At 46.2% G+C, this 25,402-nt stretch carries 22 protein-coding genes and 1 pseudogene; 1 reads left to right on the plus strand and 22 read right to left on the minus strand.

Annotated elements, in window-relative coordinates; genetic code table 11:
* From nuoK to ACJJI7_RS11915, 22 genes and pseudogenes are all read right to left on the minus strand, one after another.
* Positions 1-318, minus strand: coding sequence for an NADH-quinone oxidoreductase subunit NuoK (gene nuoK, locus ACJJI7_RS11810; protein WP_020412196.1), 318 nt, complete (start codon positions 316-318; stop codon positions 1-3).
* Complete coding sequence (nuoJ, locus tag ACJJI7_RS11815) at positions 308-832, minus strand: NADH-quinone oxidoreductase subunit J (RefSeq protein ID WP_020412197.1); 525 nt, start codon at positions 830-832, stop codon at positions 308-310. The genes nuoK and nuoJ overlap by 11 nt, the downstream gene beginning before the upstream one ends.
* Before the next feature lie 85 nt (positions 833-917).
* The gene (gene nuoI / locus ACJJI7_RS11820) at positions 918-1,436 is read right to left on the minus strand and encodes an NADH-quinone oxidoreductase subunit NuoI (RefSeq protein WP_020412198.1); all 519 of its coding nucleotides are present in this window, start codon (positions 1,434-1,436) and stop codon (positions 918-920) included.
* 40 nt (positions 1,437-1,476) lie between these two features.
* A complete protein-coding gene (gene nuoH / locus ACJJI7_RS11825) occupies positions 1,477-2,433 on the minus strand; it encodes an NADH-quinone oxidoreductase subunit NuoH (protein WP_444902093.1) in 957 nt (318 codons plus the stop codon).
* Between the two features lie 7 nt (positions 2,434-2,440).
* Positions 2,441-5,278, minus strand: a complete 2,838-nt coding sequence (gene nuoG, locus ACJJI7_RS11830; protein WP_444902092.1) for an NADH-quinone oxidoreductase subunit NuoG — start codon at positions 5,276-5,278, stop codon at positions 2,441-2,443.
* 79 nt (positions 5,279-5,357) lie between these two features.
* Complete coding sequence (gene nuoF / locus ACJJI7_RS11835; RefSeq protein WP_020412201.1) at positions 5,358-6,632, minus strand: NADH-quinone oxidoreductase subunit NuoF; 1,275 nt, start codon at positions 6,630-6,632, stop codon at positions 5,358-5,360.
* Positions 6,610-7,176 carry an NADH-quinone oxidoreductase subunit NuoE gene (gene nuoE / locus ACJJI7_RS11840; RefSeq protein WP_444902091.1) on the minus strand — a complete coding sequence of 189 codons (567 nt, stop codon included), beginning with the start codon at positions 7,174-7,176 and terminating at the stop codon, positions 6,610-6,612. The genes nuoF and nuoE overlap by 23 nt, the downstream gene beginning before the upstream one ends.
* A gap of 140 nt (positions 7,177-7,316) precedes the next feature.
* Positions 7,317-9,122 carry an NADH-quinone oxidoreductase subunit C/D gene (nuoC, locus tag ACJJI7_RS11845; RefSeq protein WP_444902090.1) on the minus strand — a complete coding sequence of 602 codons (1,806 nt, stop codon included), beginning with the start codon at positions 9,120-9,122 and terminating at the stop codon, positions 7,317-7,319.
* A gap of 47 nt (positions 9,123-9,169) precedes the next feature.
* A complete protein-coding gene (locus ACJJI7_RS11850) occupies positions 9,170-9,817 on the minus strand; it encodes a NuoB/complex I 20 kDa subunit family protein (RefSeq protein WP_282951438.1) in 648 nt (215 codons plus the stop codon).
* Positions 9,818-9,836: 19 nt separating this feature from the next.
* Complete coding sequence (ndhC, locus tag ACJJI7_RS11855) at positions 9,837-10,250, minus strand: NADH-quinone oxidoreductase subunit A (RefSeq protein WP_020412205.1); 414 nt, start codon at positions 10,248-10,250, stop codon at positions 9,837-9,839.
* A gap of 417 nt (positions 10,251-10,667) precedes the next feature.
* Positions 10,668-10,891, minus strand: a pseudogene (locus tag ACJJI7_RS11860) (hypothetical protein).
* 579 nt (positions 10,892-11,470) lie between these two features.
* Positions 11,471-12,091 carry a class I SAM-dependent methyltransferase gene (locus tag ACJJI7_RS11865; RefSeq protein ID WP_444902089.1) on the minus strand — a complete coding sequence of 207 codons (621 nt, stop codon included), beginning with the start codon at positions 12,089-12,091 and terminating at the stop codon, positions 11,471-11,473.
* Between the two features lie 571 nt (positions 12,092-12,662).
* On the minus strand, positions 12,663-13,388 hold the full coding sequence (locus tag ACJJI7_RS11870) for an SMI1/KNR4 family protein (protein WP_444902088.1): 726 nt from the start codon (positions 13,386-13,388) through the stop codon (positions 12,663-12,665).
* Positions 13,389-13,486: 98 nt separating this feature from the next.
* A complete protein-coding gene (locus tag ACJJI7_RS11875; RefSeq protein WP_444902087.1) occupies positions 13,487-13,909 on the minus strand; it encodes a hypothetical protein in 423 nt (140 codons plus the stop codon).
* Positions 13,899-14,726 carry a CPBP family intramembrane glutamic endopeptidase gene (locus ACJJI7_RS11880; RefSeq protein ID WP_444902086.1) on the minus strand — a complete coding sequence of 276 codons (828 nt, stop codon included), beginning with the start codon at positions 14,724-14,726 and terminating at the stop codon, positions 13,899-13,901. The genes ACJJI7_RS11875 and ACJJI7_RS11880 overlap by 11 nt, the downstream gene beginning before the upstream one ends.
* Positions 14,727-15,450: 724 nt before the next feature.
* Positions 15,451-16,047 (minus strand): hypothetical protein, encoded by a 597-nt coding sequence (locus ACJJI7_RS11885; RefSeq protein WP_444902085.1) that lies wholly within the window; start codon positions 16,045-16,047, stop codon positions 15,451-15,453.
* A gap of 817 nt (positions 16,048-16,864) precedes the next feature.
* Entirely contained in the window at positions 16,865-17,347 is a 483-nt protein-coding gene (locus ACJJI7_RS11890; protein ID WP_444902084.1) for a YcxB family protein, read from the minus strand.
* Between the two features lie 2,750 nt (positions 17,348-20,097).
* Positions 20,098-20,442 (minus strand): hypothetical protein, encoded by a 345-nt coding sequence (locus ACJJI7_RS11895; protein WP_444902083.1) that lies wholly within the window; start codon positions 20,440-20,442, stop codon positions 20,098-20,100.
* 119 nt (positions 20,443-20,561) lie between these two features.
* On the minus strand, positions 20,562-20,828 hold the full coding sequence (locus tag ACJJI7_RS11900; RefSeq protein WP_444902082.1) for a hypothetical protein: 267 nt from the start codon (positions 20,826-20,828) through the stop codon (positions 20,562-20,564).
* Positions 20,829-21,587: 759 nt separating this feature from the next.
* The gene (locus ACJJI7_RS11905) at positions 21,588-22,400 is read right to left on the minus strand and encodes a DUF2971 domain-containing protein (protein ID WP_444902081.1); all 813 of its coding nucleotides are present in this window, start codon (positions 22,398-22,400) and stop codon (positions 21,588-21,590) included.
* Positions 22,401-23,062: 662 nt separating this feature from the next.
* Positions 23,063-23,464, minus strand: coding sequence for an energy transducer TonB (locus ACJJI7_RS11910; protein ID WP_444902080.1), 402 nt, complete (start codon positions 23,462-23,464; stop codon positions 23,063-23,065).
* 398 nt (positions 23,465-23,862) lie between these two features.
* Complete coding sequence (locus ACJJI7_RS11915; RefSeq protein WP_444902079.1) at positions 23,863-24,207, minus strand: hypothetical protein; 345 nt, start codon at positions 24,205-24,207, stop codon at positions 23,863-23,865.
* A gap of 181 nt (positions 24,208-24,388) precedes the next feature.
* Between ACJJI7_RS11915 and ACJJI7_RS11920 the strand changes: the two genes are divergently transcribed.
* Complete coding sequence (locus tag ACJJI7_RS11920) at positions 24,389-25,375, plus strand: transposase (RefSeq protein WP_444902078.1); 987 nt, start codon at positions 24,389-24,391, stop codon at positions 25,373-25,375.
* The last annotated feature ends 27 nt before the right edge of the window (positions 25,376-25,402 follow it).

Consider the following 25,402-nt stretch of genomic DNA (forward strand, 5'->3'; position numbering starts at 1 on the left):
TTAACCTCTTAGTTCATTTAATTGGTCTATATCAACTGTGTGTTTGCGGTGGTAAAACTGGAGAACCAGCGCAAGAGCAATCGCTACCTCGGCCGCAGCAAGAGTAACCACAAAAACAAACATTACCTGGCCATCGGCATTTCCCCAGTGAGCACCGGCAACAACGAACATCAAAGCTGCGGCATTAGTGCATATTTCGACACACATCAACATAAAAATGATATTACGCCGCATCATTAATCCAGCAAGGCCCAGACAGAAAAGGATCGATGCTAAAAGCACACCGGCCTCTAGCCCCGGTGCAGTTTCAAATGGCATTGTTTGAATCTCCCTGGTCAATTTTTCTGCGTCGTGCTAAATGAAAAGCACCGACCAAACCAGCGAGTAACAACATTGACGCCAGCTCTACCGCTAATACATAGTGGCTGAAAAGGGCAATTCCCACCTGTTTAGGGCCGATATAGTGAAAGGTCTGTGTAGATGATATCTGGCCACTACTGACCAATAGAATCAATTGAACCAGCAGGAGAGCAGATAGTATGGCAGGACCAACCCAGGTGGTGGGTTGGAGCCAGGCTTGTTCCTGCACAACCGTAGAGTCCCCTTGGTTGAGCATCATAATTACAAAAATAATCAGTACCATTATGGCGCCGGCATAAATGATTACTTCCAGCGCAGCTGCAAGAGGCGCACCGAACTGGTAAAAAATTACCGCTACGGCTAAAAGGGAAGTAACCAGGTAGAGCAGGGCATGCACGGCATTTTTATGAAAAATTACCATGATGGTAGAAATGATAGCGATCGCTGCAGTAAGGTAGAAAACAAAATTCATTCAAGCTCTCCCTCTCAAATTATTTTTATGTTTTCATTTATAAGGCCACTTTCTCTGTAAGAAGGCCAGCTATATGACTGTTTCCTTACAGATTTAGACTCTTAATATTGATCGGTGCAGCTTCATTTTCAGCTTCACCTTTATCTTTCCCAGTGATGGCCTTGCCGGCCACCTGATAAAAACTGTAATCGTGATACTTTCCCGGGCCGTTGATCAGAAGGTCTTCCTTCTCATAAACCATATTTTGTCGATCGTATTCGCACATCTCAAAGTCAGGGGTCAGCTGTATGGCATAGGTGGGACAAGCATCTTCACAGAGGCCACACATAATGCAGCGTGAGAAATTGATACGAAAATACTCCGGCCTCCAGCGTCCATCTGGGTCTTCGGTTTTCTGTAAAGATATGCAATCAGGGGGGCAGGCTACGGCACAGAGATTACAAGCCACACAGCGCTCATCGCCATTGGGGTCACGAGTGAGAATGATACGGCCTCGATATCGTGGAGCCAGATACGGTTTTTGATCGGGGTACTGTACGGTGACATTACGCCGAAACAGGTGTTTGAAAACCAGCCACATACTGCGGAGTTGACTCGCGATCATGTATTTTCTCCAGCCAGTATTTCAGCAAAGAAGCTTGGGGCTAGGCAGTCCATAACAATACCCCCGCAGTGACAAGTAAATTAATTAATGCCAATGGCAACATTACTTTCCAGCCAAACTTCATCAGCTGGTCATAACGTGGGCGTGGCAAAGAGGCTCGAAGCAAAATAAAAATTGCCACCAGGATTGCGGTCTTCAGACAAAACCAGATAATGGGTGGTAGCCATGGCCCATGCCAACCACCTAGAAAAAGAGTCGTAATTAAAGCTGAGATAAGAATTACGGCCAGGTATTCGCCTACAAAGAACATACCAAATTTCATACCGGAGTACTCGGTATGAAAGCCGGCAGTGAGCTCGTGTTCCGCTTCGGGTAGATCGAACGGGGTTCTCCGGCTCTCTGCAATACCGGCAATGAAGAACACAATAAAGCCGACAAATTGGGGCACGATAAACCAGCGTTCAGCTTGAGCGTTGACAATATCCCGCAGGTTAAAGCTGCCGGACATCATAACCACACCCATCAGGCTCAAACCCATAAATACTTCATAGGAAACGGTCTGTGCTGCGGCACGTAACCCCCCGAGAAGGGCATATTTATTATTGGAGGCATATCCCCCAAGGATAATGCTGTACACCGCAATAGAGCTCATCGCCAGTACAAATAGTAAGCCAATATTAAGGTCCACCACGCCAATACCCGGGGACATTGGCACCACGGCGAAAGCAATCAGCATGGTGGCCATCACAACTGTTGGCGCCAGTACAAAGACCGGAATATCTGCAAAGCGGGGGATGAAGTCTTCTTTAAAGAAAAGTTTAATCATGTCGGCAAGCACCTGAAGGGTACCGAAAGGGCCTACGCGATTAGGCCCGGGTCTGTCCTGCCAAAAACCGAGTAGACGCCGTTCACCCCAGGTTAAAACTGCCGCGAGTATTACCGTGGCAATTAATACCCCGAAGATATTCAGCAGTGTTATCCAGATCGGTGTGCTCATTGCTCAATCAGTCCTCGGTTATTGCGGGGGCTTCTGCCGGCCGTAGTGACGCGTATCCAGGTAGGAGGGGAGATAAGGTTTCAAAATCTGGCAAACCATACGGTATACCCACAGTGCCAGAGGGAATTGTGGGGCTTATACGGACTTCTGCACGGTATGTCCCGCAGCTGGTCTCCAATTCAATCAATTCCCGTTGATGAATGTCGAAGGCTTTAGCATCTTTATGGTTAACCATTACAAAAGGCGCCTCAATGACCTCGGAAATACCCATTGCCTGGTTACTAAGCTCTTCGGAACCAAATAGCCGATATAGCGGTAACATTTGTACATGGCTGGGATCAGCAGCCACTTCTGGAGGTGTGCTAGGTGCGGGCCATTCCGGCATAACCCGCTGAGACCGTTCAATCCTGATGCCCGAGGGGCCGCCTCTGCGTTCACCACCAACCTCCTCCTGGAACTTGAATATCGATTGGTTGGAGTTCCACCCGGGCGACCAGATATTGGCTTGGAGCGGGGATCTGTTGGGATTGTGGATTCCCTCCATGCTGAAACTCATCGGAGCATCAGGGTCCTGAAGTGGAGGATTCTCTGAAACCTGTTTCTCCGCATGTATTGCTGTGCGTCCACTGTAGCGGGCGCTTTGGCGCGCTACTTTTAGGCCATCAATACGGAAATCTTCATCGGGCCCGAGCGAGTCGAGAGCCTTAAGTACCGGAAATTCCCGTGCAATAGCATCGCTGAGGTCTGTGCTGTGCTGCCATTCGGCAATCGCTGACAGGTTAGCGGGTTTCTCTGTACAGAAATTTACCGCATCCATCAGCCAGCGCCAGCTTTCCTGGATAAACCCCTTACCCTCGTAGACAGCATAGAAGCGCTGGGCCAATCCGTTATTATTGATAAATGTACCCTGGGATTCCGCAGTTGCCGAAGCTGGAAAAATCCAGTCTGCGCGCTTGGAAGTAGGGTTAAGAAGAGTATCCAGCAGGATAATTTCGTCAGCTTGTGAAAGTAATTGCTCGAGGGACTTCTTATCCAGGCGTCGATAGAGGTCATTCTCAAGAATCATCAGGGATGTAGGGATTTGATTGTCAGTATTTTTTTTCAGGCGTTCGAGTAACTCGTCAAGATTCCCTTTTCCATCATTAAAAAATTGGATAAGTCCTAAACTGTTGACCTCATCGCAGGCCAAATAGAGCATGGTAGGTTGTTTTTTGTAATCACTTAACACAGTGGCAACTTGCGCTGCGCTTCTGAGTGTATCAGCGTGTTTGCTCGATGTTCCCGAGATGATTAATGGCTTACTGGCACCGCGAAGTATTTCGGCTGTATGAGTAATCAATTCAAGTAGTGATGGTTCAAGGTCTGGAGACAGGCTTGTTGGATCAGAAATTGCCAAGGCGAGGTTACAGGCGAATGAAGCAACTTTTTCAGGTGATTCAAATAATGTATTAGAGGTTATTTTCTCTAAATTACTCAATTCTGTTCCAGCAAAAATAATCGGACTGTAATCTCCCTCCAGTTGTCTTACAGAGGAATCTTGCCACAGTGGAATTTTCAGTGATTTTGCTTGCTGTTTCTGCCGATTGCGTGCGGCCTGGCGAACAGCTAAGGAAATACGTGGTGCAGTATTGTATATATCCTCACCGAGAATCAGTATCGCATCGGCATTCTCAATTTCCGGTGTAGAGGGGCTTTGAATTCGATCATCTTGCTGGATGGTGCTCACCAGATGCAGAAGTTCCTGATCTCTTTGACTCAGGCCTGAGTAAAAATTATCAGAACCTACCAGTTTTCGCAGTGCGTAGTTATTTTCCAAAGAAGTGCGTGGAGACCCAATTCCAATCAGGTTTCTCTTACCTTGATTGGCCATTGCTATTTGTTCCGCCAAATGGAGGACCGCCTCTTGAGGGTTTATTTCCCGATGCAGACGGTCGCCTTTTTCCGCCGTAGAGCTGATTACGTCCTCTTGGCGAACAGAGAGCACTTTTTGGATACGAGTGGCACTGTTAATATATTCGTAGCCAAAGCGCCCCCGGTCACAAAGGAAATAGCCATTGATATCGTGGTGATAAAGGTTGGTGATCCGTCTCAATATCGGCTCATTACTGTTGCCGGATTCCCTGGCTCCCGGTGCAGTGTTACAGCCCACAGCACAATGCTCACAAACAGATGGAGCTGTCTGCAAATCCCACTTGCGCACAAAGTGCGAGCTGAAGGTTTTGTCGGTAAATACGCCAGTTGGGCAGACCTCGACTAAATTTCCGCTGAAGCCATTTTCAAGCCTTCCCTCTTCCTGGCGGCCGAAATAGACCTGGTGATTTCTTCCAAGTGCTTGTAGGTCTTCTCCACCGGCGTAATCATTGTAAAACCTGACACAGCGATAACAGGTTATACAGCGATTCATTTCATGGTTAATAAAAGGGCCCAGATATTGGTTGCGATGGGTGCGCTTGGTGCCCCGGTAACGTCGCATGGTATGGCCAGACATTTCTGTCATGTCCTGGAGATGGCACTCTCCACCCTCTTCACAGACCGGGCAATCGTGTGGGTGGTTGGTCATCAGGTCTTCGATAATACTGCCACGAAACTCCTCCGCTACCTCATCCTTGACGCTATAAATACCGCCGTCACGGATAGGTGTCATACAACTCATAATCAGACGGCCATGCTGGTCTTCACTATCTTTATATTCCATCATGGCGCATTGCCGGCAAGCGCCCACTGAGCCCATTTCCGGGTGCCAACAAAAGTACGGCACATTGAGCCCCAGTGTCAGGCAGGTGCTGAGCAGGTTCTGCTCTCCGTCGACTTGGTATTTTTCACCGTCAATAGTGATGGTTGGCATCGCTAGTCCATTATTGTTGTATCGATATCAATTCAATTACTGATCTGATAGTGGCCTCTGCTGATGATATAAATTGATTTTATTCATAGGGGCAGCAATGGTTTTCTATGTGGTCGATAAAATCCTGCTCGAATAGTTTCAATGCACTTTGCAGTGGTTCGGCAGCCCCTGGAGCAAGAGCGCAAAATGTCTTACCGGGGCCAATACGCTGGCACTGCTCGCGCAGCAGATCTAAGTCTTCCGGTAAACCTTCGCCGTCCTCTATTCGTTGCAGTATTTTTACAACCCAGGGCAGGCCATCCCGACAGGGGGTACACCAGCCGCAAGATTCACGGGCAAAGAACTGGGAGAGGTTCAGTACCAATCCCACAGGACAAGTCTGATTGTCCAGAACAATGATTGTGCCTGTACCCATACGGCTTCCGGCTTTACCGATGACGTCATAATCCATCGGTAGGTCCAGATGCTCAGGCCCCAGAAAGTCCGTGGAGCCACCGCCGGGCAGGAACCCCCTTAACTCCAGTCCATCCTGCATGCCACCAGCATGTTTCTCGATTATTTCCCGAATAGGAGTGCCCATTGGAAGCTCCCATGTGCCGGGGTTGTTTACTTTTCCGCTGACCCCGAAAACCTTGCTGCCAGCGTCCTCTCCGCGCCCTAGGCCTCGGTACCAGTCAACTCCAAGCTCAATCAGGTGGGGGATATTGCAGAAGGTCTCCACATTATTGACCACTGTGGGTTTACCCCACAGTCCGCTCACCTGGGGGAAAGGCGGCTTAGCTCTAGGAATAGCACGGCGTCCTTCCAACGCATTTAGCAATGCGGTTTCTTCGCCACAGATGTAATTACCCGCACTGCGGTGTACGAAGATTTCCAGGCTAAATTTGCTATCAAAAATATTACTGCCAAGAAAACCTTGCTCCCTGGCTTCTGCGATCGCGTTTTCCAGGCGCTCGGCAGCTAAATGGTATTCACCGCGAATAAAGATGTAACCAATAGAAGCACCTATGGCATAGGCGGCTATTGCCATACCTTCCAAAAGCAGGTGAGGATCGCGCTCCATAAGCAGGCGGTCCTTGAAGGTGCCAGGTTCCATCTCATCTGCATTGCAGACAATAAATTTTTGTTCGGGAGATCCTTCACCCCTGGGAACGAAACTCCATTTCAGGCCCGTATTAAATCCCGCGCCTCCACGGCCGCGAAGCCCACCATCCTTTACTTGCTCAATAATTTTATCCGGGGCCATGGTGTGAGCTTTACGCCAACCCCTATAGCCGCCATTTTCCAGGTAGCGTCCAAGATCCGCGGCGACATTTTGGTCGGTGACATTTTTAGTCAGGGGATTTGTCAGCATGGTATTTTTTCTTTTTATCAATGAGATCGTCGATGTCCGATTCATCGAGATTACGGTGCATTTCTTCACCCAGCATCAGAACCGGTGCTTTGTCGCAATCCCCCAGGCAAGGCGTTTCCAATAAAGTGAAGATACCATCTGCGGAAGTTTGTCCCGGTTCTATAGCCAGGGTTTCAGTAATGTGTTTTTGCAGACGGTCACAGCCCATAACCCAGCAGCTTGCGCTCTTACAAAGATAGATAACTTCCTTTCCCACAGGCTGGCGGAAAATAAGTTGAAAATAGGTAGCTACACTTTCCAGCTCAGCAACGGGGATATCCAAGTAATTGGAGATAGCCTGGATAGTATCGTCAGAAATCCAGCGGCGATGCTTTTGTACAATTCTCAGGGCCTCCAGCCCCACAGAGGATTTGTTCTCGTAGTGAGAAGCCTCCCGATCAATTTCCTCTTTTTCCTCGGCTGTGAGAGGCCCGGAAAATTTGTCTGAATCCCTGTTGCTATGCTCCATTACTTCGATTGGTTCCGGTTCTAGTAAGCTGGACATATATGCATCCTCAGGCGAAATCGCGGAGGCATATGTGATTCACCTGTGTTGCACATGAACACTGTGGCACTGGCGAATAGAAATTTCCTACGCACTGGTCTCCTCCGCTGCGATGCGACCTGAGGCCGCGTATTTATTATTTACCTATCTACATCAGCCATAACAAAATCAATACTGGCAATAATTGCGATCAAGTCGGCAATTAGCAGCCCCCTAGACATCAGTGGAATCATCTGTAGATGCGGAAATGAGGGGGTGCGAATTCTGGTGCGATATGACGTAGTGCTGCCGTCACTGATAATTTGGTAACTATTTAGCCCTTTCGTCGCTTCTATTGGGAAACATACTTCCCCGGCAGGCATTACCGGCCCCCAGCTGTTATTAACAAAATGCTGGATAAGAGTCTCGATATCCTGCATGGTGCGCCCTTTGCGAGGGGGCGTGGTCAAGGGATGATCGGATTTATAGGGCCCTGAGGGCATATTCTCCAGGCACTGGCGAATTATTCTCAGGCTCTGCCACATTTCATCCACTCGCACCCGGCAGCGATCAAAACAATCCCCGCCATCGTAAGTGGGAATATCAAATTCGAATTGATCGTAGCCGCTGTAGGGTCTTTTTTTACGCAGATCCCACCCCAGACCTGTAGCGCGCAAGCCTGGCCCGGTGACACCCCATTCCATGGCTTCCGCGGTATTGTAGACGCCGATGCCTCTGGAGCGACGTTGTAACAATTTATTCTTGATAACCATGCCATCGTAGTCGCGCAGACGTGCGGGCATATAGTCGAGAAATTCCCGCACCATCTTGTCCCAGCCTTCAGGTAAATCCTGTGCAACACCACCAATGCGGAACCAGGCCGGGTGCATGCGCCCGCCAGTGATTGCTTCTACGATGCCAAATAATTTTTCACGATCAATGAACATATAAAAGACGGGAGACATCTGTCCCACGTCCTGGGCGAATGTGCCGAAAAATACCAAATGGCTGGAGATGCGGAAAAATTCGCACATCATTACCCGAATGACCTGGGCACGTTCGGGAACCTGAATTCCAGCCAGTTGCTCAAGGGCCAATACGTAGGGCAGGTTATTCATAACCCCACCTAGGTAATCGATGCGGTCTGTGTATGGCACATAAGTGTGCCAAGCCTGGCGCTCCGCCATTTTCTCAGCACCGCGATGGTGATAACCAATATCCGGCACGGCATCCACGATTTGTTCGCCGTCTAGTTGCAATGCTACGCGGAAAACGCCGTGGACACTGGGATGGTTTGGCCCCAGGTTGAGGAACATAAACTCTGAATCCTCATTGTGGCGAGCCATCCCCCAATCTTCCGGGCGAAACAGCAGGGCTTCCTGCTCACGTCGCTCCTTCTCCTCGGATAATGAGAAGGGGTCCACCTCTGTAGCGCGAGCGTGATGATCTTTCCGTAATGGATGACCTTTCCAGGTTGTCGGCATCATAATACGCTGCAAGTGCGGGTGGCCGTTAAAGTGGATTCCGAAAAGGTCCCATACTTCCCGTTCATACCAATTAGCGTTTTCCCAGATACTGGTAATCGATGGCGCAGACAAATGAGATTCAGGAAGTGCGATCTTAATACGAATAAACAAGTTACGGCTAAAAGAAAGCAGCTGGTAAATAAGGGTGAAATCACTGGCTGGTTGCTTTTCAGGACCCTCCCCACGATTAACCCGCAAGCGCTCATCAATAGCGCTGAGGTCGTACAGCATGGCAAAGGGGCGGGAAATATCCTGTTTGAGAAAGCTTAATAGCGGTATTAGGGATTCGGTATCGACCCACAGCGTGGGCATGTCATTGCTGTCAGGTTGCAGCCAATAATTATGCCGTTGATATTCACGGTTCAGGTCTTGCAAGAAAGCCCGGGCTTCTTTGCTATAGGGAGTCTCGCTGTGGACACTTTTTGCTATGACGCCTGTCATCGGGCATTCCGTTGTTATTGTGTTGTCTGTCAGCGGCAACAGTGTGGCTATACAGTATCTGGTGAGCGCAAAACATCTGCGCGCATGCGCTCCTCACGGTGCAGGTCACGTTGGCTTTGTTTGGGGATTTTCCTCGTACCCTGCTCATCCACCACCCAGCTAAAGCTGCGTCTCTCTGCGGCAACTGATTTTTGTAAAAGAGTAAGTCCCTGTAGCAGCGCTTCTGGTCGGGGTGGACAGCCCGGTACATACACATCTACCGGAAGGAATTTATCCACACCCTGTACAACGCTATAAATATCGTACATTCCACCGGAGTTGGCGCAGGAACCCATGGAGATAACCCACCGAGGTTCAATCATCTGTTCGTACAGGCGCTGCACTACCGGAGCCATTTTCAAGAATACAGTTCCGGAAATCACAATAAGATCAGCTTGACGGGGTGTAGCGCGAATAACTTCTGCACCGAAGCGAGAAATATCATGACGGCTGGTAAATGCGGTAGCCATTTCCACATAGCAACAGGAGAGTCCAAAATTAAATGGCCACAGTGAGTTTGAACGACCCCAAGCGACAAGCTCTTCCAGTTTTGCAAGCAGGATATTTTTCTTTAGATCTTCGGCTATTGCACCATTTTCCGCTTGAGAAGAATCGGCGGCAATTACATCTTGGGCTTTGCTTAACTGCCAACGCATAGCATATTCCTATGAGTGTTTATTGATGATTTTCGCGATCAATCAGGCTCTTTTGATGGCCACCCCATTCCAGCGCACCCAGTCGCCAGAGGTATATCAGGCCCACCAGCAAGATCACAATAAACACGGTGGCTTCGATAAATCCAAGTAGTCCTGTTTCATAAAATGCAATAGACCAGCTAAACAGATAGATAGCTTCCAGGTCGAATACGATGAATAAAATGGCAACCAGATAATAGGCAACAGAAATACGTAATCGGGCACTACCTTGAGAAATAATGCCGGATTCAAAGGGCTCGTCGGTGGCGGGGTCTCTGCGCTTCTGGCCAAGGAAATAGGAAAGTCCCAGCATCAATACGATTAATGCAAGCACGGCCAGGCAGTAAACAATTAGTGGCCATACTTCCGGGTTGAACTCTTCTGGATAGTTCAACGTATTTCTCCCCGATTTTCTTCTGGGCCTGAGCCCGGGTTAACCACTGATACTGCGACGAAATTTACAGCGCAAAAATATTGAATGGGGATGCTTTCAGGCAAAATGAAAGCTGATTGAATAAGACGTTCTTATTCTCTGTTTATGGCTATATCTTGGGCGCTTCTATTATGGGCCCATACATATAACTGATCGTTCACTGTTTATAAATCGTTGCGCCACCAAGCGCCAGTACGGCCAAGGAACTTTTAATTCTTATATACCCCATTCTTATAAACGGTGATTCTGTAAAAATAAGCGTCAGGTGGAATTTTACGAAAATTGGGCAATAAAAAAGAGGGCTGAGCCCGATAGCCAGATGTTTATTGCATTGTAGGGATGAATGTAACTCCCACCTTTAGATCAAAGGTTACTCATTTACATCAGCTGCTGCTGTAGGCGCTCATGGGCACTTTTCATGTGGGTGAGTTTATCTTTTTCCTTGGCGACAACTTCAACCGGTGCTTTTCGACAAACTTCGGGTTATTGAGCTTACTTTCGACGCGAGGGAGATCCTTGGATAATTTTTCGATCTCTTTTTGCAAGTGTGTGCTTTCAGATTTGACATCAATCAGGCTGGTCATAGGCACCAGCAGTTCCATATCGCCCACCACAGAGGAAGCCGCTAGTAAAATCACGAGCTCACGAACAGAAACATCTTATAAGGTTTAGCCAAGAGGTGCGGTGGCCCAGGACACCGAAGCCATGTGGCCTAACGGGTAGAGTCAATGATGCAGTTGTGTAGTGAAAGTTTACGTTCTCACCTGGGGGATCTGCTTAACTTGCCGCTATGAAGCTGTCAGTATGGCCGCTGACTCATAACTAGGCCTAACCTGATAGCCACCATCGCGGGGATAGACATAAGTGGTGAGATACAGCAGCGCCTCGGTCAGTAATGATCAAGGCGATTAACCAGAAGTCAGCCGATGGCATAGTAGCCTAATGCCAGGATCAATATTTTGGATGCGGTGAAGGTCTGAACCCAAAATCCACGTGTTAGAAGGCAGGTCTAGCCTACCGATATGTTTCCAGTCGGATAAAGTTGAAGTAGCGCACTGCCATGACACTTAACTCAATTGAAGAACTGCTCAAGGCTATCGTTGGGCAGAGATGTATTACGGGTAGGAAACTGCCCATGGTGGACACGTATGATGGGTAGTATGAGGGACGGTAACCAGAAACTACCGGCTACCCGATTTAGATTGTTTTCTCGCTACGATGGAGAATATATGCCAATGATGCGGTGTACCATCTGTAGTTTCTCCTGAAAGGTCATGTTCAGTCCACTTTAATAGCTCAAAGTTACTGAAGTGTTTTCTTATCTTCGATTCATTCATAACCAGAGTATCACTCCAAAATGCTTCCTTATCATACTCAGGCCCAGCCATTGTATCTTTTGGCCCTAGGAATGAACCGCAAAAGATCCCGCCTTCTGTCAAAGAGTTAGTTATTTTCAACCAAACTGACTCAAAATCTTTTTCAGGACAAAAGAAAAGACTGGCATCAGCAACTACCAGTGAGGACTCAGGATAATTGAAAGTATTAAAACTATCCCTGGATAGAATAACCTGCTCATCATCTTTGAATCGTTTACGACATCTAGATATAGATTCATTCTCGATATCAAAGGCATGAACTGTGAAATCATTACTGCGTAAATAAGCTATATCTGATCCTGCTCCACAGCCACAATCAACAGCAATCTTTCTTCCTTTTACTTCGCTAAGAGCAAAAATTAAATCTTCTCGAGTATCACTATGTTCTGTCGAGTCATAATAGTTGGAGATCTCTCTCGTTGACATTCCCTATCTCCGATGAGTAGAAAATCTAACGTCGCCAACAGCGGCCGAGCGTAGTGAGATCCAGACCCGAAGGGGCGATGCTGTCTTTACTTGGTATGCCCAGCATGGGCGTAAACTAATGGGGCGAAAGTCCCCTGTAGGAGGATCACCATTTAATGCTAACTACTAGCGAATGGCAACTGCAACACCGCGAGCTCTTGTAGGGAGGAAGCTGCTAGCAAGACTATGAGCTGACAAACAGAAACATCTTCTAAGGCTTAGCCAGGAGGTGCGGTGGCTAAGGACACCGAAGCCGGGTGATCTAACGGGTAGAGTCAATGATGCAGTTATGTAGTGAAAGTTCACGTTCTTATCTGGGGAGATCTGTTTAGCTTGCTGCTGTGAGGCTGTCAGCGTGGTCACTGGCTCGGAAGTAGCGCACTGCCATGATACCCAACTCAAATGAAGACCTGCTCGACACTATCGTTGGATGGAGATTCTTTACGGGTAGGGAACTGTCCATTGCTGGCTCGCACAATGGGTGGTGTGGGGATCGGTAGCTAGAAACTACCGACTACCCGATTTAGGGCTTTCACAAATCATCCTCTGTTAGTTTGGCCATAAAGTCATTAAAGGAATTTGCCACTGGGACAAATTCATTTCTCAACAGTTCGAACTTGCAATCTTCAGGCAAACTTTCAAAATTGTTTATGACTTGAATTGGTTCAAATTGAGCCAATTCATTTGTTTTCTTTACTTGGCCTCGATCAAAGCCATATTTTTCTAGAGTATTTAACAGTTTCTGGTCGTAGTAACAGTAGCCATACTTCTCTAGCATAAATTTACGTCCAACTATCGAATACATATAGTTGTCATAATAGTAATAGACCTGGCCAAAATCTCTTTGGTCAGTGGATATTGCAAAGAGACTACCAAATGATTCTTCCTCATATGCAAAAGACATCATATTGTCAGGAAGAACATCAAAGTTTTCTTTAGAGTTTTCATTAGAGGCAAACAGTTCTGGCCAGTTTAAATTTGAAGGTTCATTGCCGTCAAAGCGGTCATACCAAACGCCAAAAATGCCAGCCACATTTGCCTTTTGTATGAATGGCAAATCAGTTTTAATCTGGATTCCAATTTCCAAGTCTTCATCATTAGGCGAAAACAAACAGCCGTTTGTTTCTTGTAGAAAATCGCCATATTCCCTTGGAAATTTTTTGTATCCAAATCTTTCTTTAAGACGATTACTAACGTCCAAAATATCATCTGGAGTTAACGAAGGAAATTGAGGTATAACATCTATATTTTTAAACATATTTAGATTTCTTTAAAGTGTCCTAACAGGGCTAGCAGGGGTAGACAAAGCACGTAGCGGTTTGGCTGCCGCTCTGGCTGGCTTTGTTATACTAACCACTAGTTAAACTCCCTTGGGCAAGGCTCAGACGCACCTGGCAACATTGTAATAGTGGCGTTTCTATTAAAATCTTTCGAACTACCATTCTTGGTAAGATATGTGAAATACCCCTCTTTATATACACACCAATTCCAGAAATATACCTCTGCACCATGAATCATTAGTGCTTCAACTCTCCATTCCTTGATTTTGGGAAATACTGCCTCTCCTTTATAGTTAGTATCTATACTCATTCTTGTTTTTTCGAACCCGTCAGGATATGCATTTGAGACAAGCGTAACAGTCGCATCCTGTAGCGGCTCACCTGATTCGTTTTGAACTGTAATCATTGATGCTGGCTGTAATGTCTTGTTAATGGGATAACAGCCCGACAACAAAAACATAGCTACCACGATAATTAATTTTTTGATACTAAGAGCCATAACGCCCCTCGAAAGCCCTGCTCCGTCGAACGGTATGGCGAAAAACGAGGTACGCGATAGCGTAGAACACTGCGATACACAAGCCAGTGTCGCTGGACACCATATCCCACAGCTTTGAGCGCGAACCCGGTTCCGTTAAAAGCAGTACAGGAGCTGCGAACTGGAAGAAGAAGTTGTGAGCAGCGTGGGCGATGGCGGCAACCCAGACTGATCCGGAGCGCATTCTGAGCTCGCTGAATACAAAACTCATGGCGATAACACCGAGGCTATAGATCAACGCCATGAGCAACGTATAATCTGTCTGGTAGAAACCTCCGTAAGCAATGAGTGGAAGATGCCAGGACGCCCATACAAGTCCGCTGACGAGATAGGGGTTCTTAACACCACCACCTACCAACTTTGGCAACAGGAATCCTCGCCAACCGAGCTCTTCCCCAAATGCGCCAATCAGGCCGAGCACTAGGACGGATAGAAGAACAGGGCTGAGTTGGATCAGTTGTTCCAATGACATCAGCGAGAATTGCCGGATATCGAGGGCTGCAGATACCAGACTCGTTAGCAATACTAATAGGAATGGAATTGCGACGGCATAGACGTAGTAGCGTCCCTTTCCGATCCGAAAGCTGACATCTTCATATCCAGATTTCAGGATGAGTCTCAGCACTATGGAAAGAGCGCCAGGGATGCACATCAGGGCGACTATCCAGAGAGGGCCGAAGCGCCTGACACCCCCGCTGGCGATGATGAACGCCTCAAAGCTCCAGCTAATTACAAGCACTGAGACGATGAAGACTAATGCTTGGTTTCTGTCCCTCATCATACCTCCGTGTATTCAACGGTTAACGCTTTGCACGCAGGCGAGCGAAACGTAGTGTAGCGAGTTCAGCCTGCGCTTTTTGCGGGCGATTGTGTCGTAACTTGGTAGGCCCAGCATGGGCGTGAATTAATGGGCTGAAAGTCCCTTGTAGGAAGATTACAGTTTAATGGGTCCATTAAATGCTAACTACTAGCGAATGGCAACTGCAATACCGCGAGGTCTTGTGGGGAGAAAGCCGCAAGTAAAACTACGAGCCGACGAACAGGAAAATCCTATAAGGCTTAGCCTTCTGCTGTGAAGTTGTCAGCGTGGCCTCTGACTCATAAACAGGCTCAATCCGCTAGCGACCATCGTGGGGGTAGAAATCAAGTGGTGGAACACAGCAGCGCCTCAATCAGTAGTGATCAAGGTTATTAAGCAGAGGTCAGCCGGCGGCATAGTGGCCAAATGCCAAGATGAATACCTTGGATATGGTGAAGGCCTGAACCTAAAATCCACAAGTTAAAAAGACTGGGCTAGCTTACCGATATGTTTCCAGTCGGATAAAATTGAGGTGGCGCGCTGCCATGAGACTCAACTCAAATGAAGAGCTGTTCGACACTATCGTTGTGTAGAGATTCATTATGGACAGGGAGTCGTCATTGCGGGCCCACAAGAGGGGTGGTGTGGGGGCCGATAGCTAGAAACTGACGGCTACCTGATTTAAGTGATGAAACATGCAAAGCTAAATAGTATTTATGTTAATCTTCTTAACATAAATTAATTCACAAGCTCCTTTTCCAGTATCTTCACGAGTTTGTGAACTTTTCCAATACCAATTATCGGTGGTAGATTTTACGTTTACCAAACTCCCTGATATTTCTATAATATCCCCCTTACGAATTTCATCAATGAGGCCTTCTATAGCATCGTTACCAGGAATGAGGTGCATATTAGCACTATGGGTTTCAATTTCTCTTCTAGGTATTGGAAATGAGTCTACCCGCCACCAATAAAATCGACGTGATTGTGATATCTTAATTTTTTCTAGGATACTCTCATCAGACATATTCCCCCAACCTAATACTAAATCAGTAGGTGAAAGCTCTGCTTCTCGACCAGTATGATAGTTTTTCTTTGATAGTACTTTTGCTTTAATTCTAAATTCTGCAATTTCCGTAATATTGTATTTTCCAAAACTGAAACCAAAAATCGAGTCAATTTTCTCCTGCTGCGGTAGCTCAGGTGCCATTACACCAGGCCCAAACGACACCTCAGGTGAGTGGTTGTAAAATTTCCAAATTCCACCAACTATCAAAACTAAAAAAAGTGCTTTTTTCATATTTATCTAAGATTCACATAACGCTTAAAGCAAGCGCGTATTTATGCGTCGCCTTGCCTTTTTTTGGTGCGCCCAGCATGGGCGTGGACCAATGGGGTGAAAGTTCACACTAGGAAGATCACCGTTTAATGGGCGCCATTAAATGCTAACTACCAGCGAATGGCAACTGCAACACCGTGAGGTATTGTGGGGAGGAAGCCGCTAACAAATACGAGCTGACTAACAGAAACATCATACAAGGTTTAGCCTGGATGCGAGGTGGCCAAGGAAACCGAAGTCGGGTGATCTAACGGGTAGAGTCAATGATGCAGTTTTGTAGTGAAAGTTCACGTTCTTATTGTTTAACTTGCCGCTGTGAGGATGTCAGTGTGGCCGTTGACTCATAAACAGGCCCAGCCCGCTAGCGACCATCGCGGGGATAGATGAAAGTGATGAGATCCAGCTGCGGCTCAGTCAGTAATGACCGAGGTGATTAAACAGAAGTCAGCCGACGGTCGGTATAGTAGCCAAATACCAAGATTAATACTTTGGACATGGTAAAGACCTGAACCTAAATCCATGAGTTAAAAGACCGGGCTAGCCTACCGATATGATACCAGTCGGATATAAAATTGAAGTAGCGCGCTGACATGACACTCAGCTCAAATAAAGAGCTGCTTGACACTATCGTTGGGTGGCAATTCATTACGGATGGGGAATCGTTCATTGCGGACCCGTACTATGGGTGGTGTGGTAGCCGGTAGCTAGAAACTACCGGCTACCCGATTTATATATTGTATTAGCTGCATTGCAGGCACGATTTTAATTTTTATTGAAATCAATGTTTATCCTTAATCTTGGTAACTATCTCATTAATTAATTCAGCAGGTAATAGCGATTTAGATAAGTACTGCTGCCCCCCAGATTTAGCTACCAAAATAAGCCCTAAATCGGTTTCAATAATACGCTCGATATCTGCCCACAACAAAGCTGTTATCGTATAAGGATTCTGTGTCTGGATTCCATCCTTATCTATGGTTAATTTAACTTCACTACCGGCACTTTTCCCAAGCATCTGCCGTGCTAACCACCAAGCTCGTCGAAATCGAATGTGAATCAGTTCCAGCACGCCTAATGCAATTAACGTGCAACCTGCGATCTTAGGTTGCTCAGTAAATAACAGTAATCCCGCACCAGAAGATAATAATAATGTAGGAAGAAGATAATTGGGCTTGACATTTTTCCCATAGGGTAGAGACTGATCATAGCATTCGGCAAGGTAATCTCTAGATAAGGTAAATTGAGTATTAAAAGGCTGCATAAAAACAACTTATTGCGTTTGGTAAATTTGTCGTAGCACTACAGTGAGTGTCAGGATGATTCTTTAAGCTGATGTCAATTACGCCACATCTCTCAATTAGACCTTGACTTAGCCCCAGATAACGCCTTTAGCAACGGCAAATTACGGAATCGAAGGCGTAGTAATTTGTCCGCTTGCCTAAATTTGGCACACCCAGCATGGGCGTGGACTAATGGGGTGAAAGTCCCGTGTAGGAAGATCACCGTTTAATGAGCGCCATTAAATGCTAACTACCAGAGAATGGCAACTGCAATACGGTGAGGTCTTATGGGGGGGAAGCAGCAAGACTACGAGCTGGCGAACAGAAACATCCTATAAGGCTTAGCCTGGATGCGAGGTGGCCAAGGATACCGAAGCTGGGTGATCTAATGGGTAGAGTCAATGATGCAGTCGTGTAGTGAAGGTTCACGTTCTTATCTGGGGAGATCGGTTTAACTTGCTGTTGTGAAGCTGTCAACACGGTCGCTGACTCATAAGTAGGCCCAGCCCGCTAGTCACCATCGCGGAGATAGACAAAAGTGGTGGAGCACAGCAGCGCTTCGGTCAGTAATGGCTGAGGTGATTCAACAGAAGTCAGCCGACGAGATAGTAGCCAAATGCCAAGATTAATACCTTGGACATGGTGAAGGCCTGAGCCTAAATCCACGAGTTAAAAGATAGGGCTAGCCTGCCGATATGTTTTCAGTCGGATAAACTTGAGGTAGCGCACCGCCATGACACTTAACTCAGATGAGGAGCTACTCGACACTATCGTTGGGTAGAGATTTATTACGGATAAGGAGCTGCCCATTGTGGACCTGCACGATGGGTGATGTGGGGGCCGGTAGCTAGAAACTATCGGCTACCCGATTTATGCATTATTTTGACATCAAAACCAAAAGAGTTGCTAAAACTGCAGCCCAAAAAGGTTTTGCCAGTTCTTTACCAGCAGCCAATTATTTGCGATCCACACCTGTCCCTTTAACCCATACGAAATAATACTCGATGAAAAACCAAATCAGAGGGGCGAAAATCCAAACTCCTAAAATAACGTGAATATATTTGTATTTTTTAAAACTTCCAAATAAATAGGACAGTCACCGATCTTATTTGTGAATGACTGTCCATGTTGTTTTGTGAACTTCCCTTAAAGACTTCAAACCATATAATCGTTACTGGGCAGTCCGTATTGAGCTGGTCGATCACAACAAGCCACCCACCGAAAACGGTCAGACCACCAACAGAATGACCAGGAGACGTACTCAAAATTGTGTCCGGCGGTTTCCCAATGGATCAAGACTTGAGGCTCACCAGCATCAGGTACCGAACACCACAGTCCTCCATCGCGTATAAGCTGAGTTTCATCAACGTCGCCACGTTTGATATTCCGGCTCTCAACAGCATTAACATTTCTAACTAGCTTGAATTTAATTATGTATCTTGTGTTCGCGGTAATAGGCGATTCAAACCCACTGGTAGAGAGGTAGAATTGTCCCGCTGGTTCGATACGACCTTCCGCAAAATAACGATCGTTAGTGCCGTGGTAGAACAATTGATCTGAGTGAAATTTTATGCTCATAAGTATTATACCTTTGAACAATAAATAGAAAGTTATGCTATATGGTAGCCAACCATAGATACAAGGTATAAGAACTTTAACCGCTATATTTCCCTACTTCAATGGGGGGCACCAGTTTGAAATTTACTGTAAAATACACACGTTATTTACTTTTGGATCTTTATCTTGACGGGTTTCAAACTCGCCAGATTGATAGTTCAGCGTCGTATATCCCACGCCTGCTTTTTGTATTTAACCATTCAATTCTCCTCTATTTATTTCGAGTACTTAGTGTAATGCATAAGAGTGTTGAAAAATATTATCATTACCACCATGAGGAAATTGGTTTATTTAATGTGTTTTTACATGACTCCTCAATAACCCGCAGCTGTAACATAGCGAAGCGGATTGTAAGCTGTCGGGCGCCGAAGGCACGTAATTCATTGACTGGTACACCCAGTACGGGCGTAGACTAATGGGGTAAATGGGGTAAATGGGGTAAAAGTCCCTTGTAGGAGTATCACCATTAATGGGTTCCATTAAATGCTAACTATTAGCGAATGGCAACAGCAACACCGTGATGTCTTGTGGGGAGGAGGCCGCTAGCAAAACTATGAGCTGACGGACAGAAACATCATACATGTCTTAGCCTGGAGGCGAGGTGGCTAGGGGCACTGAAGCCGGGTGATCTAAGGGGTAGAGTCAATGGTGCAGTTGTGTAGTGAAAGTTCACGTTCTTATCTGGGGAAAGCTGTTTAGCTTGCTGCTGTGAAGCTGTCAGCGTGGCCGTTGACTCATAAATAGGCCCGGCCCGCTAGCCAGCATCGTGGGGATAGACAAAAGTGGTGGGACACAGCAGCGCTTCGGACAGTAATGGCTGAGGTGATTCAACAGAAGTCAGCCGGCGGCATAGTAGCCTAATGCCAAGATTAATACCTTGAACATGGTGAAGGCCTGAACCTAAATCCTTGAGTTGAAAGACAGGACTAGCCTACCGATATATTTCTAGTCGGATAAAGTTGAGGTGGCGCACTGCGATGACACTCAACTCAAATGAAGAGCTGTTTGACACTGTCGTTGGTTAGAGATTCATTACGGATAGGGAGCCGCTCATTGAGGACCTGCATGATGGGTGGTGTGGGGGCCGGTAGCTAGAAACTACCGGCTACCGGATTTATGAGTTTCGGTATTCACCTATTACCTCGATTTTCCCAACAATATTTCTATTGAGATCTTCCAGATCTTCAGCGGGCACCCACCATTCAGTATGTGACTTAGCACCCACGCATTTTATGGGGTATTTTTCCATGAAGGACTTAACCACTTCAAATTTGGTTACGTAGCCTGCACCGAAATCGGTGATATTCCACTGTGTTAAGGCAATGGCATATTCTTCGTTTGTAACCGGATAAAAAATTGGTTGTTCTGGCAAACGAGGGGGCCATTTTTTATAGCCCGATTCCTTAACCAGTTCTAACTCTTTTTCGCCGGTGGGCCTATAGCAAGTAACAGTTTCCATGCTTTAAATCTCAGTACTCATAAGGTTTGCTAAACGGCAGCCGAAACACAGTGTAGGCTGTCCCGCGGAGGCTACGCTTTTTGCGGCCAGAGTGTACTTGTGCAACTTGTTATACGGCGTTACTCGAAGCACCTCTTTAATAAATAACCACATACCCAGGCCAAACCAAAAAAGATACCTATTATGGCAAGTAGGCCAAAACTGGCACCGACTAGCTCGAAGGTAAACTCTTTATCCGTAGATATAAGTTCAGTAACTAGCGCACCGAATATAGCTATACCGAAAATACTGAATGCAATGAGACCAATTAGCATAGAAAAGAACACCAAAGGCTTTTGTAGTCTCTTAAACTGGATACCTAAAAGTATTGCTTCTATTAATCCCATAGATAAATCTTGGTTGCCTTGTAACGCCTCAAATACCGGCGCAGATTTGACTTGGTACGCCCAGCATGGGCGTGGACTAATGGGGTGAAAGTCCCTTGTAGGAAGATCACCATTTAATGGGTGCCATTAAATGCTAACTACCAGAGAATGGCAACTGCAATACGGTGAGGTCTTATGGGGAGGAAGAAGCTAGCAAGACTACGAGCTGGCGAACGGAAACATCTTATAAGGCTTAGCCTGGAGGTGAGGTGGCTACGGACGCCGAAGCCATGTGATCTAACAGGTAGAGTCAATGATGCAGTTGTGTAGTGAAAGTTCACTCTCCTATCTGGGGAGATCTGTTTAGCTTGCTGCTGTAAAGCTGTCAGCGTGGCCGCTGCCCCAAAAGTAGGCCCAACCCGCTAGCCACCATCGTGGGGATAGAAAAATTGGTGGAACACACCAGCGCCTCGGTTAGTAATGGCCAAGGTGATTAAACAGAAGTCAGCAAATGGCATAGTAGCCCAATGTCAAGATTAATACCTTGGATATGGTGAAGGCCTGAACCTAAATCCACGAGTTTAAAGACAGGGCTAGCCTACCGATATGTTTCCAGTTGGATAAAGTTGAGGTAGCGCAATGCCATGACGCTTAACTTAAGTGAAGAGCTGCTCGAGACTATCGTTGGATAGATATTTATTACGGATAGGGAACCGGCCATTGCGGATCCGCACGATGAGTGGTATGGGGTCGGTAGTTAGATACTATCGGCTACCCGATTTAGGTGATAAGCCCTTGGCGCTTCGCTTCGATATGACTAGTATATGTAAATTGCTGAAATTCAATTTTAAATTTCTCATCATTTCTTTTGCCCTTATAAAATAAAACATCTGGATTTTGCCCTTGTATAATGAGGCATAATATTTCTAAGGACACATTGTCTATATCAGGTCCAAAGTATATTCCACGCAATGATTCCGATGGATAAGTAAAAGCGGTACCAGCGACATGATGCAATGCCCTCCACTCTTTCTCATATTCCCAGCTCTTCGATTTTGTACAATAAAGATCTAAAAACTGATCATAGTCGCTATTAATTAATATTGATGTGGGATCAATTTTTGGCATAGATTCTTTATATTTTACCTTACGAAGCTTGTTGAAAGGCTTACTTCCAGTAGAAAACTCTAGACAAAAGCCTTTATATTTTCCTCCATAGTGAGACCACATCAACAAGTCGTCATTTGTCTCTGAAAAACATGAAACCCCATTCTCATTGATAAATTTTTCCGCGTGCATGTTAGATGCAGATCTAGCACTGCGTTCAATAAGCGCCTTAAAACTTGTGCTATTCATTCTTGTTAGTTCAGTTTTTGCCTGCTCAGAAGTTTCTTTATGTTGTAAATAATAATTTTTCAATGTTGTAACTTGCTCTTCCGTAGGTTCCACTATTTCTGCACGGATTGCGCAATCATAAGGGTCATTAAAATTCTTGGGTGAACCAAAATAGATCGTATGAGATTTCAGATTTTTAATAGATTGAATATTAAAATCTTCAAATTTATATATCCGCTCTGGAATTTTTTCACTCATCTCGCTCACTCAACGCTTTGTTCATCTGTTGCCAAAATGGATCTTCTTTGTGCTAGCGTAGCGTACAGCACAAAGCATGCGGAGTGAAGGTGGTTGGATGCAGTAACTTGGTACACCCAGCATGGGTGTGGACTAATGGGGTGAAAGTCCTCTGTAGGAAGATCACCGTTTAATGAGTTCCATTAAATGCTAACTACTAGCGAATGGCAACTGCAATACTGTGAGGTCTTGTGGGGAGGAAGCGGCTAGTAAAGCTGCGAGCTGACGAACAGAAACGTCGTAAAAAGCTTAGCTGGAGATGAGGTAGCCAAGGACACCGAGGCCCAGTGATCTAACGGGTAGAGTCAATGATGCAGTTGTGTAGTAAAAGTTCACGTTCCTATCTGGGGGATCTGTTTAGCTTGCTGCTGTGAAGCTGTCAGTGTAGCCGCTGACTCATAAGTTGGCCCAACCCGCTATCCACCATCACGGGGATAGAAAAAATGGTGGAACACAGCAGTGGCTCGGTCAGTAATGGCCGAGGTGATTAAGCAGAAGTCAGCCGACGGCATAGTAGTCTAATGAAGATCTGCTCGACACTATCATTGGTGAGAGATTCATTATCGATAGGGAATCGTCCATTGCGGACCCGTACGATGGTGGTGGGGGCCGGTAGCTAGAAGCTACCGGCTATCCGGTTTAAGATATTTCTCTGACAATTTAAAGCTAGTAACCAGAGTATAGTCTTTTAGGTAGACTGCCTGCCCATTTACTATGTGTGGGGCGAAAATACTCCCACTTACATTATATTTTGCCGCTTTAATGAAATCTTTGTTGGGACTGTAATCAACAACCCTGATGTTATTGGGTGCACCAGTTTCATCTATATCCACTTTAAGAATAACCCATCCTTCTTGACCTGCTTCAAGCATACTTTTGGGATATTTTCTCGGGGGGGCATTAACTGGGCTTCCTAATGTCACTTCATTTTTGAATGAAGGGAGATTTTTCACAGGTAGCACTTCGATAGTGGTGCATCCTGTAAAAAATAAGATAAGTATCGAAGTGATAATTCTGATCTTCATATGCTTATTAACGCTATGTTCAGCGACACGATGGTGAGTGACTTGAATGACGTTGCAATGTAATGAAAGCATAATTCAAAGCGTGCAGTATCGTGTCCGATCCCAACATTGTGGTACGCCCAGCATGGGCGTGAACTAATGGGGTGAAAGTCCCATGTAGGAGGATCACCATTTAATGGGTTCCATTAAATGCTAACTACTAGCGAATGGCAACTGCAACACCGTGAGATCTTGTGGGGAGGATCAGAAGTCGCTAGCAAACTACGAACTGACGAACAGAAACATCCTACAAGGCTTAACTTGGTGGCGAGGTGGCTAAGGGCACCTAAGCCGAGTGATCTAGCGGCTAGAGTCAATCATGCAGCTGGGCATGATTCATGGGTGTCCTATTTGTGGCACTACAAGCCAGAATAACTTTGGTAAACCTCATGATCTTTGTAGCCTCCTTGCTCGTTTAAGTTGATATATATTTGAATGGTGCAGTCATAGAGTAGCCAAAGAAATATAGATTCAAATTTACAGTCAGCCTCATTTTCTCGTACGATGGCTTGATACCTAAAATAATGCTTGTCATAAGAGTGCGCAATGTTGGTTGAAGCTAAGTATTCTTCAATTACTTGCTGACTGTCGCCTTGCGAAAGATTTGCAGAAATACTCTTCTGTATTTTTTCGACTGTATTGAGGCTATTACCCCAAGCAGGATTACCAATTATTGCTAGTACTAATATGATAGCTACCTTCATTGCTCTTCCTTGAACGCCGAGTGCCATTTTTACCCGGTAGGCAAAGCACAGCTTTGACTGCCGGAAAAGGTGAATCCTGGACACCCACCAAATAGAAAGTATAAACCGCCATCCCTATTGACAAAAGATTGAAATCCCACAAAATGCTGTATGTTTATACAGCTAAGTGCGCGTGCAGCCGATGACTCTACCGCGAAGCACCCAGATATCTCTTGATGCAACACCGTACTATCACTGTGTCTCCCGCTGTGTACGGCGTGCATTTCTCTGTGGCAGAGATACTGAATCCGGAAAAGATTACGAGCATCGACGCGAATGGATTGAAATCCGTATGCATAAGTTAGCCGAGGTGTTTGCGCTAGATATTGCCGCCTATGCAGTAATGAGTAATCACTACCATATAGTGCTCTATATCGACACAAAATCGGCTAACAAGTGGTCTCTTACAGAGGTAATTAGTCGCTGGCAACAGCTCTTCAAAGCCTCTAGCTTGGCCCAGCGCTATCTTCAGAGCGATACTCTCGATCACGCTGAGGAAGACAGGCTAAAAGAGGTCGTTTCCCTATGGCGGGAGCGTCTAATGGACATCAGCTGGTTTATGCGCTGTTTAAATGAATCCATCGCCCGCCAGGCCAATGCTGAAGACAACTGTACAGGCCGCTTTTGGGAGGGCCGGTTTAAGTCTCAGGCTTTACTGGATGAAAGAGCACTCGCCGCCTGTATGGCCTATGTAGACCTTAACCCCATCCGTGCCAATATTGCCCAGACACCTGAAGAGTCTGATTACACTTCGATTCAACAGCGTATTCGTGCGGCAGTCTCTGGTAAGCAGCCCAAAAATCTACTTCCGTTTGTCGGCGGTGAGCGTTTGAATATGCCGAAAGGGCTTCCTTTCCAGCTGGATCACTATTTGGAGTTAGTGGACTGGAGCGGCCGGCATTTAGACCCAAGAAAACGGGGTTGTATTGCCGAAAACATACCTCCTATTTTGGAGCGACTCGGCATTTCACCCAAGCACTGGCTCTATCTCAGCCGGAACTTTGAAAGTCGCTTTAAAGGCTTGGTGGGATCGGTAGAGGTTGTACATAAAGTTTGTGCTCAACTCGATAAACGCTGGGTACACGGTATAAGCGACTGTCGGCGCCTCCTCTCAGCTACGCCCTGCTAATCTACCCCAGCCTCAAGTACTCAACAG

This window comes from Microbulbifer variabilis (assembly GCF_056232115.1).